Genomic DNA, 13255 nt, shown 5'->3' on the forward strand with positions numbered 1-13255 from the left:
TTGATCTTCGGCTCAGCGCGAAAACCGGTTGCGATAGTCCCTTGGCGAAATGCCCAGGTTGCGTTGAAAGGTCAGGCGCATGCGTTCTTCGTCGCCAAAGCCGCACAGCCGGGAGATCTGGTCGATGTTGCGCTCGGACTCTTCCAGAAGGCGTCGCGCGGCTTCGACTCGCAGGACCTCCACGGCCTTGGCCGGGGTTCGGCCGGTCTTGAGCTTGTAGACCCTGGCGAAGTTGCGCGGGCTCATTTGCACTTGCTCGGCGAGCCGGTCGACCGTGAGGTTTTCCCCCTCCAGGTTTTCCGTGATCCACACGTGCAGATCATCGAAAGCGGCGCCTTCACCGGTTTGTGCCTGCAGCAGTTTGCTGTATTGGGCCTGGCCACCGGGACGCTTGAGAAACACCACCATCTCCCTGGCCGCCTGTAAGGAGACTTCGCGCCCGCAATCCTCTTCGACCAGCGCCAGTGCCAGGTCGATGCCGGCGCTGACGCCCGCAGAGGTCCAGACCGAATCCTGCTTGACGAAGATTGCATCGTGATCGACTTCGATCGACGGATGACGCGTCTTGAGCGTGTCGCACATCAACCAGTGCGTGGCGGCGCGCCTGCCTTCGAGCAGCCCGGCCTCGGCCAACAGAAACGTACCGGTGCACACCGAGGCCGTGCGTTTGACGCTGGTTGCTGCATCCTTGAGCCAGGCCACCAGATCCATGGCGTTGGCCATCGCCGGAATAATGTGCGGTGAGCCGGGGACGATCAGCGAGTCGATGGTTTGATCGGCAAAGTCACTCAGCGGTACGGTGTTGACGGACAGCCCTTCGGCCGTGGGCATCAAGCCACCCGCCACGCTGGCGGTGTGCAGTGTGTAGCCGGGCAAGCCACGCTTGTTCATGTAGCGCGAGGCGGCCCAGAACACGGTTTGTGCACCGGTGAGGTCCAGCAGGCCCATGTCGGGGTAGGCCAGGAAGACGATCAGCCGCGGCTGACCGGGTTGGATTTCGGGCGAGTCGCAAGGGACAGCGATAGGGTTCATAAGCTTCTGTATCGGCGAGTTGGAATAATCTTAATTCGCAAACGGTATAAGCGTTATCGCAGTTGATCGGCTGTCAGGAATTCAGGGTTTTATGTCATTGGGCGGGGCAAATTTCAACCGGTCTTGTTCATGGCCATGCTGCCGACGATATTCTCCAGGCGGATCGATGACGGTGAATGGGGCTGCCGTTACAAGGGCCGCCGTTACAAGGAGGCAGGGCAGGTGAACCTGGAAATCGACAGTGTGGTGGTGGGCGCCGGCGTCGTCGGCCTGGCAGTGGCCAGGGCGCTGGCCCTGAGCGGGCGTGAAGTGATTGTGGTCGAGGCCGGCGAGGGCATCGGTGTCGGCATCAGTTCGCGCAATTCGGAGGTGATCCATGCCGGCATCTATTATCCCGGCGGCAGTCTCAAGGCGCAGCTGTGCGTGGCGGGCAGGCAGCAGCTTTACGCCTACTGTGACGAGCGCGCTGTCGAGTACCAGCGCCTGGGCAAACTGATCGTCGCCACCGATGAAGCGCAGCAGGGCGCCCTGCAACGCTTGTTGGAGCAGGGGCGGCGCAATGGCGTCGATGACTTGCAATGGCTGGACGCCGTTGAGGCACAGGCGCTGGAGCCGGCATTGTCCTGTGTCGCCGCGTTGTGGTCGCCATCCACCGGCATCGTCGATTCCCATGGGCTGATGCTTGCGCTGCAGGGGGATGCCGAAGCTCGGGGGGCTTCATTGGCCTTTCATACGCCGCTGCTGTCGGCCCGTTGCACCGGGCAGGGATTCGAGTTGCAAATGGGCGGCACCGAGCCCATGACTCTGGGCTGCCGCGAGCTGATCAATTGCACGGGGCTGTCCGCGCCCGAGGTGGCCGGCCGCATCACCGGTTTGCCCGCGCAGCACATCCCGCGGGCGCACTTGTGCAAGGGCAGTTACTTCAGTTTCAGCGGTCGCGCGCCGTTCCGGCATCTGGTGTATCCGGCGCCGGAAAGCGCAGGGCTTGGGGTGCACATGACCCTCGATCTGGGTGGCCAGGCGCGGTTCGGCCCGGACGTGCAATGGGTCGATGCGATCGATTACCGCGTGGACCCGACGCGGGCCGACGGCTTCTACGCAGCGATCCGTCGTTATTGGCCGGGCTTGCCGGACAATAGCCTGCAACCGGCCTACAGCGGCATTCGTCCGAAAATCACCGGACCGGGCCAGCCAGCCGCCGACTTTTGCCTCAGCGGCCCGGCCGAGCACGGGGTGCCGGGGTTGGTCAACCTGTTCGGCATCGAGTCGCCGGGGCTGACCAGTTGCCTGGCACTGGCCGACAGGGTGTTGGAACACCTGCTGTTGTAGGAGCGAGGCTTGCCCGCGAAGGCGGCCTCACGTCGTGCCGTGCCATTGAAATTGCCTTCGCCGGCAAGCCTGGGTCCTACGGTTAATGGAGGAACGACCGGTAATCAGCGCCTGCACCGTCTGTCGTGGATAGCGCTATCCTTGGGTAATGTGCTCTTCGCCATCGGAGACATCTGATGATCAATGTACGCACTGCCCGAATGCTCGCCGATTACAAACAATGGGCCAACCGGCGTCTTTTCGACAATCTGGCGCAGTTGCCGCCGGGCGAAGTCGAGAAAGAGCGCGCCGGGATTTTCAAGAACATGATCGGCACCTTGAACCACATCTACGTGATTGACCGCATCTGGCAAGCCCACCTCGAAGGCCGGGGACATGGCTTCAAGACCTCCCATGATCTGGTACACCCCCAATTGTCGGTGCTGCGCCTGGCGCAACAGGACATCGATTGCTGGTACTGCAATTGGGCGGCCCGGCAGACCGATGCTTCGCTGGACAAGCCCCTGCGCTTCACCTTCGTGTCCGGGGAAAGCGGCACCATGAGCGCCGGGTCGATGCTGATGCACGTGGTCAACCACGGCGGTTATCACCGTGGCTGGATCATCCAGATGTACTTCGAGATTCCGGCGATACCGCCCATGACCGACATGCCGATCTACCTGCGCGAGACCGACCCCCATTTCCACTCGCTCAATGCGCCGGCAGTGGCGCCGACATGTGCTGGGCAATTCGCGAGCGCAACCAACGTTCTGCCGGATCGTTATCGTTGACCCCGTTCCAGACCATGGACAGTTCGGACAGGTTGATCTCGAAAGGCGCGTCGTCGGCGCGCAACTGGTTGCTGCCTTCGATCAGGGCGCAGGCTGCGTAGTCCGGCACTGTGGCGAGCATGTCGGTGCCGGCGATCAAGGCGCGCAGGCCGGCAAACTGCGGCACCGCCAGCACCACCCGGCGTGAGCGGCCGATGCGCGCCAGGTCGGTGTCGATGGCCCCGGTCAAATCCCCGGAAAACGACACCAAGGCATGGGGCCGCTCGCAGTAATCGTCCAGGGTCAACGTGCCGGGGCGGTTGTCGCCGCGCAGAATCTTCACGCTCAAGTCCCGCAGTTTCTTGCGCTTGGCATTGGCCGGCAGTTCGGTGGTGTAGCTGATTCCCACGGAAATCTCCCCGGACGCCAGCATCGACGACATCAGCAGAAAATTCACCCGTCGCACCACCACCACAACGTTCTGCGCCTCTTCGCGAATCTGCTTGAGCAACGGCGGAAACAGGCCGAACTCGGCATCGTCCGACAAACCGATGCGAAACACATCGCGACTGGTGGACGGGTCAAAATCCTTGGCCCGGCTGACCGCACCGGAAATGGTGTCCATCGCCGGCTGCAACTCCTGGAGAATCGCCAGCGCCCGCTGGGTCGGCTCCAGCACCCGGCCATTGCGCACCAGCAACGGGTCATCGAACAAATCCCGCAACCGCGCCAACGCCGCGCTGACGGCGGGCTGGCCGAGGAACAGCTTCTCCCCGGCCCGGGTCAGGTTTTTCTCGAACATCAGCGTTTCGAAAATCACCAGAAGGTTCATGTCCACGCGGCGCAGGTCGTTGCGGTTCATGGCGGGGCTCACAGGTTTTTGGGTCTTTTCAGTAAAGCAGCAAACCCACCTCTGTAGGAGCGAGCAAGCTCGCGATGGTCGTCAACGATAACGCTGGAAACCTGACACCCAGCGGTGTCCTTGAGACCATCGCGAGCTTGCTCGCTCCTACAGGGTTGAACGGTGTGGCGCAGATTTAAGGTGGGTCAAGATTATCCAGCGCGCGGTTCACCGCCAGTTCGCCCAGCATGATGACCTGGGCGATGCCCAGCAGGGTGTTGCGGTGCGGGCCTTCCAGGAACCCGGCCAGATCGTTGGCCATTACGTTGGCCGAGGCCAGGGATTCGCAGGCGTGGACGAGCAGGGTTTCGGTGTCGATGTCGGGGTTGAGGGTGAAGAGTGCAGAGGGTTTGTGCGGCGTGGCCATGATGTTGGCGGTGGGGTTGAAGTGGTGATTGAGCGCGCGTTCGGCGGCTTCGTGGAATTGTTTGGAGTTGGGGCTTTTGTAGGGGGAGGTTGGGTCTGTTTCTGGGGGGTTAGGTGTTGGCTTGATCATGATGAATCTCCTTGTAAGAACATTGGAGCCATCAACCTCGCTACCAAACGAAGGGTGGTGGCCATACGAAGGTTGGTAGACCGGCTACAAGGAAAACCGGCGCACCCGAGGGTGCCCTGCGCATGGCCACCATTAATGCCGGTGTCGTGAGAAACACCTGCAGAGGTGACGCTATGCGCCTTGTATACGGACGGGCTACCAAACCCGATCGCTGTCTTTTTCAGCGACCGGCCCACGATAAAACCCGACCCCAGGGCGCACAAGCCGGCGGATTCTGGCGTAAGCGTAGGCAAGGTAGCAAGCCGTTGTAGCTTGCAGGACGTAACGCTGACAGCCGTTAAACATGCATTAAACATTGGCTGAGCGTGGGAACGATCAAAGCAGCAAACCCACCTGTGTAGGAGCGAGCATGCTCGCGATGGTCGTCAACGATAACGCTGGAAACCTGACACCCAGCGGTGTCCTTGAGACCATCGCGAGCTTGCTCGCTCCTACAGGGGGCGTGGGCGCACACAAGATCTGCGTTCGATCAGCAACCCATTGTGGGAGTGACGAGCCGGGTGAAATGACCCTTGATCCGGACGAAGCACAACCGGACGGCGTTCTGCTGGCGGGTCGCTACACTCTTTTGTTCCGTGACCGCTCCTTGCGACCTTTGCTGTCGTGTGCAGCGGATTGCCCGTCATCATTGGAGCTTGAGCATGAAAATCGATCTGACTGGAAAACTGGCGATTGTCAGCGGCAGTACCGCCGGCATCGGCCTGGGCATCAGCAAGGCGCTGGCCGAATCCGGCGCCACGGTGGTGGTAATCGGTCGTGAGGCGGCCAAGGTCGAACAGGCCCTGGCCAGCATTCGCCAACGTGTGCCGGACGCCCGGTTGCGGGGGCTGGCTGCGGACCTGGGCACTGCCGAAGGCGCCGCGCAGTTGTTCGCCGCCGAGCCGCGCGCCGACATTCTGGTGAACAACCTCGGGATCTACAACGCGGTGGATTTTTTCGACACCCCCGACAGCGAGTGGACGCGCTTCTATGAGGTCAACGTGATCTCCGGCGTGCGCCTGGCACGGCATTACGTGCCGGACATGGTCAAGCAGGGCTGGGGGCGGGTGATCTTCCTGTCTTCGGAGTCCGGCATCGCGATACCGGCGGACATGCTCAACTACGGCGTGACCAAGAGTGCCAACCTGGCGGTCTCCCACGGCCTGGCCAAGCGCCTGGCGGGTACTGGCGTGACGGTCAATGCGATCCTGCCGGGGCCGACCTTGACCGATGGCGTCGAGCAGATGCTCAAGGAGGCCACGGCCAAGTCGGGACGCAGTGTTCGCGAGGAAGCCGATGCGTTCGTGCGCAGCGCCCGGCCGACTTCCATCATCCAGCGCGTGGCGGATGTCGAGGAGGTGGCCAATCTGGTGGCCTATATCGCTTCGCCCTTGTCCTCTGCGACCACCGGCGCGGCGCTGCGGGTTGATGGCGGCGTCGTCGATAGCCTGGCAATCTGACGTTCCTGATCAAGAGAGAGCATTACATGGCAACTGCATCCGCAACGATGGACATCCCGGCGTCGGCCGATGAGGTCTGGCAATTGATCGGCGGTTTCAACTCGCTGCCGGACTGGGTTCCGTTCATTCCCCAGAGCGAACTCAGCGAAGGAGGCCGGGTTCGGCGCCTGCAAACGGACGACGGCACGGTGGTGGTCGAGCGTTTGCAGGTGTTCGACCATGCGGCGAAAACCTACAGCTACTCGTTTGTGGAGTCGCCGTTTCCGGTGACCGGTTATCTGGCAACGATCAAGGTCGAGGCGCTGGGCGAGGGCGCACGGGTGACCTGGTCGGGGCGATTCGAACCGGTCGGGGTGAGTGATGAAGAAGTGGTGACGTTGTTTGGCGGGGTGTATCAGGGTGGGCTTGAGGCATTGCGGGCCAACTACCCGGCATAAAACAGATCCCCTGTAGGAGCGAGCACGCTCGCGATGGACGACAGGACACCGCGGGGTGTCAGGCAGCCAGCGTTTTCGTTGACGACCATCGCGAGCGTGCTCGCTCCTACAGGGGACCTGCGTTATGCCGGCGGCATCAAACTCTGCCGGCAATCGAGCACCAGCCGCGCGCCGCCCAGTTCGCTCCTGCCCACTTCAAGGGCAAAGCCGTGCAGGCTGACAATGGCCGCGACAATCGATAGGCCAAGGCCGAAGCCGCTCTTCTGGTTGCCCGCTTCGGCGCGATAGAAACGCTGGAATACGGCTTCGCGTTCGGCCTCGGGAATGCCGGGGCCGGAGTCGAGCACTTCGATGCGGGTGTATCCGCCTTGCTCGATCCCGCGCAAGATCACCTGGCCGCCTGGCGGGGTGAATTTGATCGAATTGCTCAGCAGGTTCGCCACCGCTTCGAACAACAACGCGCGGTCGCCGTTGAGGGGCGGCAACGATGCCGGCAGTTGCAGCTCGAACGTCAGGCCGTCGTCCTCCGCCAGGGGCAGATAGAACTCATGCAGTTCCTGCAGCAATGACACCGCGTCCAGTTCTACGAAACCGGAGCGGCGCTGGCGGTCTTCCAGTTCGGAGATGCGCAGCAAACCGCGAAAACGTGCCATCAGCGTATCGGCTTCGGCCAGCACCAGGTCCAGTTGCATGGCTTGCGCCGAGCCGTCGCCGGCTTGCTGCTGCATGCGATAGAGCTGGGCACGCAGGCGGGTCAATGGGGTGCGCAAGTCATGGGCAATGTTGTCGCACACGCCCTTGACCTCGTTCATCAGGCGCTCGATGCGTTCAAGCATGGCGTTGACGATGGCGGCGAGCATGTCCAGTTCGTCGCGGCGATTGGACAGCGGCAGGCGCCGGGTCAGGTCGCCGGCGACGATGGCTTCGGCGCTGGCCTGAATCGCGCGAATGCGCCGCAGCGGTCGGCGGCGCAGCAGGTGCCAGCCGACAATGCCGGGCAATATGGTCAGGGTCACGCCCCAGAACAAGGCGTGCAGAATGATCCGGGTCACGGCGAACAGCGAACCATTGTCGCGCACCAGCACCAGCCAGCCGCCATCGCGGGTCGGGGTGGCGACGGCATCGCAGCTGTCGGCAGGCAGGGTCGGATCGTCGGAGTCGACGCAGTCGGCCAGCATGTGAATCTGGCCGTCCAGCGGCAAACCGCGGGGAATATGATCCAGTGCGCCGCTGAGGTATCGATGGCGCGCATCGAACAGGCCGTAGGCGTCGATGCCCCGAATATCGAACGCCATGCTGACGGCGAGGGCGTCCACCAGTTGTTCGCCCGAAAAGCGCGAGAACAGATGCTGACGTTGCATCAGCGAATGTTTGGCCAGGTTGTCCAGGTAGGCCGACACCTCGTAATACATGACTCCCATGAGGATGCCGCTCCAGGCCACGAACAATGCACTGTAGAGCGCCAACAGGCGACTGTTGGAGGAACGCCAGCCCTTAGACGGGTTCGGCAATGACATAACCCGAGCCTCGCACCGTCCGAATCAGTGGAACATTGCCAGGCGGGTCGATCTTTTTACGCAGGCGGCCGATATGCACGTCGATCAGGTTGGTGCCGGGATCGAAGTGATAGCCCCAGACTTCTTCGAAAATCATCATGCGCGAGAGGATTTGCCCGGTGTTGCGCATCAGGAATTCCAGCAGCTTGTATTCGGTGGGCAGCAGCGTGAGCAATTGACCGTCGCGGCTGGCTTCGTGGCTGATCAGGTTCAGCTCCAGGTCCGCCACCCGAAGGGTGGTGGCATGGGCGGCGACGGTGTTCTGCCGTCGCAGCAGCACTTCGACCCGGGCGGCCATTTCATCGGTGGCAAAAGGCTTGGTCAGATAGTCGTCGCCTCCGGCGCGCAAGCCGCGCACGCGCTCGTCGACATCGGAGAGGGCGCTGATCATCAGGATCGGTGTGGTCACGCCCTTGCTGCGCAGCGTGGTGACAATCGCCAGGCCATCGAGCTGCGGCAGCATGCGGTCCAGCGTGATCAGGTCGTAGTTGCCGCTGACCGCGCGCTCCAGACCTTCGCGGCCATTGTCGACCCAGTCGACTTCGAGGCCGTGGCTGCTGAGTTCGGCGACAATTTCCCGGGCGGTCACGGCGTCGTCTTCGATGGTCAAGATGCGGGTCATGGGGCTGGCCTGATTAAGTGTTCACAACGTTGTGCGGCATTTTGCCAAGAAATGATCACAGGCTTTCTAAATAAAAGTTCATGGATAACTCAAGCACGGGCCAATGCATAAAACCCGCTGAACCTGACCTCTCATTGCATCTTGCATGAGGCCGGGAAGTTCAATCTTTATAACCTGCTGAAGTTTAACCATTTATCTCAAGTTCGCGACTGGCACGGTGACTGCAAAGGCTGATCCACGAGTTGTAACACCTTCTTTCTGCCTGGAGCGATACAACAATGAATAGATCCACAGAGGGTTTCTATCCCGTCATGGATGAGTCGACGACGCTCTCCGGGGTTTCCTGGGGAGCCATTTTCGCCGGGGCTGCGGCTGCGGCGGCTTTGTCGCTGATTCTGGTGCTGCTGGGCTTCGGCCTTGGGTTTTCGGTGGTGTCGCCGTGGGCCCATGAAGGCATCAGTGCCAAGGGATTGGGCATTTCGACGATTGTCTGGCTGGCTTTCACGCAAATCGCGGCGTCCGGTGTGGGTGGTTATATCGCCGGGCGGTTACGGGTGAAATGGGCGTATATGCATGGCGATGAAGTTTATTTTCGCGATACCGCCCATGGTTTTCTCGCCTGGTGTGTCGCCACCCTGGTGACGGCAACGCTGGTGGCCGGTTCGGTCGGCAGCATGGTCGGCGGCGGGGTGCAGGCCGGTGCCCATATGATCGGTGGCGCCGCAAGTGCCGCCACTGAAGCTGCGGGCACGGCTGCCGCCAATACAAACAGTGATCAGTACGGCTACTTCATCGACAGCCTGTTTCGCGATGAGCGTCCGGAGGCTGTCAGCGATGACGCGGTGCGCGGCACCGTGACTCGTATCTTCGTTCGCTCCTTGAATGACGGACAACTGTCGGCCGAAGACCGTGCTTATCTGGCGCAGTTGGTGGCGCAGCGAACCAACCTGACCCAGGCAGATGCCGAGCGCCGAGTCGATGAGGTTTATGCCCGTACTCAGAAAACCGTCGCCGATGCCAAGCAGGCTGCAATGGACGCGGCCGACACCGCCGCCAAAGTCGCCGCCTGGACCACGTTATGGATGTTCGTTGCGTTACTGGCCGGAGCCTTTTTCGCCAGTCTTGCCGCGACGTTCGGTGGTCGCCGCCGGGATGCGGTGGTGTATCTGGAAACCGACACCTATGTGACCACGACCCCGATTCGCTAACCCGGGAGAATCATCATGCGTTCATTACTGCTGTTCTTTCTTGGCGTACCCATTCCGATCATTATCCTGATCGCCTTGTTCATGCACTGATGTTGTTCAAAAGCGCCGCTGCTGCCTTTGGCAGGAGCGGCGTTTTTGTATGCAGGTTTGCACAGGGTTTTCAGTCAATCGGTGTGCTGACAAACACCTCAAGCTGTTCGGCATAGGCGGTGAATGCGGCAATTTCGGGAAACCGCTCGTTTGACACCTGATCCGGCACCACAAGATTGGTAAAACTCCATGCCACGGCGAGGGTGATACCGGCCTGGTCAATGGAACCGTCGGTTGCCAGTGGTTGCTGGTTCAGCGCCTGCTCCAGTGCCTGGTAGGCTGCGGCCAATTGTCCCTCGACCCGCTCGACCCAGGGCTTGAATTGAATCTCGGCCGGTCGCAGGTTGCGTTCGTAATAAAGCTGTACCGATTTTTCACAGGCGGCCAGCGCCAGGCCGATCAGGCGCAACGAACGCAGGCGTTGCGCGATACCCGTCGGCATCAGGCTGCGCTGCGGGTCGGCCAGCGTTTGCAGGTAGTCGATGATCAGTGTCGAGTCCATCAACACTTCGCCGTCATCGAGCACCAGGGTCGGGGCCTTGACCACCGGGTTGATCTGCTGGAATTGCTCGAAGGTCCGGAACACCGACACCGATTCATGCGCCAACTCGATGCCCAGGCACTTTGCAGAAATGGCGACACGTCTTACATAAGGCGAATCCAGCATGCCGATCAGCTTCATTTAACCGCTCCTTGTGATGGCCGTTTCGGGAACGACAACCTTAGCCGAGACCGTCCGGCCTGCAAACGGGGGTGATGCCGCCCAGCCGTTTGTCTTCTATAGGGCACCGCCGGATTGAATTTCTTGCTATAAACGCACTCCGATGTGCGCCTCAATGCCTGCCATAGAGCATTTTCGAGGCCTTGTCGGACAAATTCGCTGTCTTTTCAGTTGCTGAGGCCTCCAGTCGGCCTTAGACTGCCGCCCCTCGTAAATTGAGTGCCGGGTGGCGCTTGGTATGAACGGCGCCTTTCCGATGGCCTGCCAGGTCCGCCGGAACGCTCCCTTATTCGCCTTAATGCACGTTTTTTTATAGAGATATCAATGACAAAGGACAAGTTGCTGGCGATGCCGGCGGATGACTACATGAATGCCGAGCAACATGCTTTTTTCTCTGAGCTGTTGCAGAACATGAAAGTCGAAACCCATGAGCGCATCGAGCAGAACCGCATCGCCATCGAAAGCCTGGACAGCCCGGCCGATCCGGCTGACGCGGCTTCTGTGGAAGAAGAGCGCACCTGGCTGGTCAATGCCATCGATCGCGACCAGCGCATGCTGCCTCAATTGGAACAAGCCCTGGAACGCATCAAGGAAGACAGCTTCGGCTGGTGCGATGACAGCGGCGAGCCCATCGGCCTCAAGCGCCTGCTGATCAGCCCCACCACCAAATACTGCATCGAAGCTCAAGAACGTCACGAGCAGATCGACAAGCACCAGCGTCAGGCCTGATTCCTTGAGGCAGCCCCTGCAGGGGCGGCTGCCTTGAAAAGATCGCAGCCTTCGGCACTGCCTGCCCGCGTTGAAATCAACCGGTAGGCGCTGCTGAAGGCTGCGATCTTTGCGTTCTGACGCCTGCATAAAATCCCCGCACTTCTATTGATCCGCTGCAAGAACCACGACTAAAGGCTCATGGATAATGGCCTTATGGTGGCGTTCAATGAGAAAACAACAATTAGAAGATGGGCGGGGTGACAACGATGTCGAGAGAAGAGTCTCTGGTGGCGGCTGTGCCCGCACCGTTAAGGTGGCCAGGCAATCGCTGGCTGACACCCACGCTGCAAAGCATCGCCCTGATGCTGTTGCTCTGTGGTTTGACGTTCGGGCAATGGTCGCTTTACGTGAGCCTGCCACTGGCCGTGCTGATCATCTGGTTGCCTCGACTGCGCTCGCGCGCGGCCGAGCAAACCGTTACGGCCGATACGTCGGGGGCTTTCACGGCGTTGACCCGCGATCTTTCCTGTATCACCAGCCATAACGCACTGTCTGCCGCCGGTGTGGCCTTTTCGGTCAGGCAATTGGCGGACAAGCTGCAATCGCAGCTCGATGCGGCGGCCCAAATCGTCAACAGCGCGCAAGTAATGATCGCCACTGAACGGGTGACCGCGTCCCTCAGTCGCGATGCCCTGGCGGCTGCAAGCGAGGCGCATCGCAGTGGAGCGGCCGGTCGTGGTGAGTTGGCCGAATCGATTGCGCGCATGCATCGGCTCAGCGAACGGGCCAATGGCAGCCGCGAACTGATCGAGGCCCTCAGTGTGCGTAGCGACGATATCCAGCGCGTGACACTGGTGATCCAGTCCATCGCCAGCCAGACGAATCTGTTGGCGTTGAACGCGGCGATTGAAGCGGCACGGGCTGGAGAGCATGGGCGCGGATTCGCGGTGGTGGCCGACGAGGTACGCGGTCTGGCCGCACGCACGGCCACCGCGACCGGCGAGGTGGGTGAAATGGTGGCCGATATCCAGCAGCGCACGGCGCAAGTGGTGGAGCAGATTCGTCAATTGTCCGGTGACCTCGATACCGGCGTCGAGCAGGTGGAAAACACCGGACAGCACCTCGATGACATCGCCCGGCTGGCGGCCAGCGTCGAGAGTCAGGTCGGGGAAATCGCCCGCGGCACTGAAATCAATCGCGAACAACTCGACAGCCTGTTTCACGCCATCGAGCAGATGCGCAGCGATCTGGCCGTCAGCGATCAACAGACCCGGCGCCTGGCCGAAGCGGCAGTGTCGATGGAAGGTCAGGCCGAAAGTATCAGTGAGCGTCTGGCCGAGGTTGGGCTGGATGACTATCACCAGCGTGTCTACGACCTGGCCCGGCAGGGGGCTGGGCAGATCGCAGCGCGTTTCGAAGCGGATATTGACGCAGGGCGCATCAGCCTGGACGACCTGTTCGATCGCAATTATCAGGTGATCGCCGGAACCAGTCCGGCCAAATACCAGACACGGTTCGACCGCTATACCGATCAGGTCCTGCCGGCGATCCAGGAACCCATGCTGGAACGGCACGAAGGCCTGGTGTTCGCCATCGCCTGTACCCAGCAAGGCTATGTGCCGACTCACAACAAGGTCTTCAGCCAGCCACTGACCGGCGATGTGCAAGTCGATACCGCGCAGAACCGCACCAAGCGCAAATTCGCCGATCGCACCGGGATTCGCTGCGGCAGTCATCAACAGGCGGTGTTGCTGCAAACCTACACCCGCGACACGGGAGAGCTGATGCATGACCTGTCGGTGCCGATCATGCTCAAGGGCCGGCATTGGGGTGGGTTGCGGTTGGGGTACAGACCGCAGAGCCCCCGATAAACACGTTTGTAGGAGCGAGGCTTGCCCGCGAAC

At 61.1% G+C, this 13255-nt stretch carries 13 protein-coding genes; 7 read left to right on the top strand and 6 right to left on the bottom strand.

The annotated features are described in order from the left end of the window. Window positions 1–12: 12 nt before the first annotated feature. A complete protein-coding gene (locus tag ACQKP2_RS06770; protein WP_427575413.1) occupies window positions 13–1032 on the bottom strand; it encodes a GlxA family transcriptional regulator in 1020 nt (339 codons plus the stop codon). Between the two features lie 129 nt (window positions 1033–1161). On the opposite strand from ACQKP2_RS06770, the gene ACQKP2_RS06775 reads away from it, so the two are divergent. Next, window positions 1162–2361, top strand: a complete 1200-nt coding sequence (locus ACQKP2_RS06775; RefSeq protein WP_427575414.1) for an NAD(P)/FAD-dependent oxidoreductase — start codon at window positions 1162–1164, stop codon at window positions 2359–2361. Between the two features lie 176 nt (window positions 2362–2537). Then, window positions 2538–3131, top strand: a complete 594-nt coding sequence (locus ACQKP2_RS06780; protein WP_427575416.1) for a DinB family protein — start codon at window positions 2538–2540, stop codon at window positions 3129–3131. Here ACQKP2_RS06780 and ACQKP2_RS06785 read toward each other — a convergent pair. Together ACQKP2_RS06785 and ACQKP2_RS06790 are read right to left on the bottom strand one after the other, a co-directional pair. Beyond that, window positions 3052–3972, bottom strand: coding sequence for a LysR substrate-binding domain-containing protein (locus tag ACQKP2_RS06785; protein ID WP_427575418.1), 921 nt, complete (start codon window positions 3970–3972; stop codon window positions 3052–3054). The genes ACQKP2_RS06780 and ACQKP2_RS06785 overlap by 80 nt on opposite strands. 175 nt (window positions 3973–4147) lie before the next feature. Continuing rightward, window positions 4148–4507 (bottom strand): DUF6124 family protein, encoded by a 360-nt coding sequence (locus tag ACQKP2_RS06790; RefSeq protein WP_427575419.1) that lies wholly within the window; start codon window positions 4505–4507, stop codon window positions 4148–4150. A gap of 701 nt (window positions 4508–5208) precedes the next feature. On the opposite strand from ACQKP2_RS06790, the gene ACQKP2_RS06795 reads away from it, so the two are divergent. Further along, complete coding sequence (locus ACQKP2_RS06795) at window positions 5209–6006, top strand: SDR family NAD(P)-dependent oxidoreductase (RefSeq protein ID WP_427575420.1); 798 nt, start codon at window positions 5209–5211, stop codon at window positions 6004–6006. 26 nt (window positions 6007–6032) lie between these two features. Then, window positions 6033–6443 (top strand): SRPBCC family protein, encoded by a 411-nt coding sequence (locus tag ACQKP2_RS06800; RefSeq protein WP_427575422.1) that lies wholly within the window; start codon window positions 6033–6035, stop codon window positions 6441–6443. 122 nt (window positions 6444–6565) lie between these two features. On the opposite strand, the gene ACQKP2_RS06805 is transcribed toward ACQKP2_RS06800, so the two are convergent. Continuing rightward, window positions 6566–7960, bottom strand: a complete 1395-nt coding sequence (locus ACQKP2_RS06805) for a sensor histidine kinase (RefSeq protein WP_427575424.1) — start codon at window positions 7958–7960, stop codon at window positions 6566–6568. Continuing rightward, window positions 7938–8621, bottom strand: coding sequence for a response regulator transcription factor (locus ACQKP2_RS06810; RefSeq protein ID WP_427575426.1), 684 nt, complete (start codon window positions 8619–8621; stop codon window positions 7938–7940). The genes ACQKP2_RS06805 and ACQKP2_RS06810 overlap by 23 nt, the downstream gene beginning before the upstream one ends. Window positions 8622–8899: 278 nt before the next feature. Here ACQKP2_RS06810 and ACQKP2_RS06815 point away from each other — a divergent pair, with 278 nt between their 5' ends. Further along, window positions 8900–9829: a hypothetical protein gene (locus tag ACQKP2_RS06815; protein ID WP_427575428.1), complete on the top strand. Its 930-nt coding sequence runs from the start codon at window positions 8900–8902 to the stop codon at window positions 9827–9829. A gap of 160 nt (window positions 9830–9989) precedes the next feature. Here ACQKP2_RS06815 and ACQKP2_RS06820 read toward each other — a convergent pair whose 3' ends face one another. Next, window positions 9990–10601, bottom strand: a complete 612-nt coding sequence (locus ACQKP2_RS06820) for a glutathione S-transferase (protein WP_427575429.1) — start codon at window positions 10599–10601, stop codon at window positions 9990–9992. Between the two features lie 363 nt (window positions 10602–10964). On the opposite strand from ACQKP2_RS06820, the gene ACQKP2_RS06825 reads away from it, so the two are divergent. Continuing rightward, a complete protein-coding gene (locus ACQKP2_RS06825) occupies window positions 10965–11369 on the top strand; it encodes a TraR/DksA family transcriptional regulator (RefSeq protein ID WP_175378985.1) in 405 nt (134 codons plus the stop codon). Between the two features lie 629 nt (window positions 11370–11998). Beyond that, entirely contained in the window at window positions 11999–13222 is a 1224-nt protein-coding gene (locus ACQKP2_RS06830) for a methyl-accepting chemotaxis protein (protein WP_427575518.1), read from the top strand. The last annotated feature ends 33 nt before the right edge of the window (window positions 13223–13255 follow it).

This window comes from Pseudomonas sp. NPDC089569, assembly GCF_050280625.1.
GTDB lineage: Bacteria > Pseudomonadota > Gammaproteobacteria > Pseudomonadales > Pseudomonadaceae > Aquipseudomonas.

Coding starts and splice junctions, on each gene's coding strand:
- ACQKP2_RS06790 (WP_427575419.1), bottom strand. CDS start 4,507: ATGATCAAGCCAACACCTAACCCCCCAGAAACAGACCCAACCTCCCCC.
- ACQKP2_RS06805 (WP_427575424.1), bottom strand. CDS start 7,960: ATGTCATTGCCGAACCCGTCTAAGGGCTGGCGTTCCTCCAACAGTCGC.
- ACQKP2_RS06810 (WP_427575426.1), bottom strand. CDS start 8,621: ATGACCCGCATCTTGACCATCGAAGACGACGCCGTGACCGCCCGGGAA.
- ACQKP2_RS06795 (WP_427575420.1), top strand. CDS start 5,209: ATGAAAATCGATCTGACTGGAAAACTGGCGATTGTCAGCGGCAGTACC.
- ACQKP2_RS06785 (WP_427575418.1), bottom strand. CDS start 3,972: ATGAACCGCAACGACCTGCGCCGCGTGGACATGAACCTTCTGGTGATT.
- ACQKP2_RS06775 (WP_427575414.1), top strand. CDS start 1,162: ATGGCCATGCTGCCGACGATATTCTCCAGGCGGATCGATGACGGTGAA.
- ACQKP2_RS06830 (WP_427575518.1), top strand. CDS start 11,999: ATGATCGCCACTGAACGGGTGACCGCGTCCCTCAGTCGCGATGCCCTG.
- ACQKP2_RS06820 (WP_427575429.1), bottom strand. CDS start 10,601: ATGAAGCTGATCGGCATGCTGGATTCGCCTTATGTAAGACGTGTCGCC.
- ACQKP2_RS06800 (WP_427575422.1), top strand. CDS start 6,033: ATGGCAACTGCATCCGCAACGATGGACATCCCGGCGTCGGCCGATGAG.
- ACQKP2_RS06815 (WP_427575428.1), top strand. CDS start 8,900: ATGAATAGATCCACAGAGGGTTTCTATCCCGTCATGGATGAGTCGACG.
- ACQKP2_RS06780 (WP_427575416.1), top strand. CDS start 2,538: ATGATCAATGTACGCACTGCCCGAATGCTCGCCGATTACAAACAATGG.
- ACQKP2_RS06770 (WP_427575413.1), bottom strand. CDS start 1,032: ATGAACCCTATCGCTGTCCCTTGCGACTCGCCCGAAATCCAACCCGGT.
- ACQKP2_RS06825 (WP_175378985.1), top strand. CDS start 10,965: ATGACAAAGGACAAGTTGCTGGCGATGCCGGCGGATGACTACATGAAT.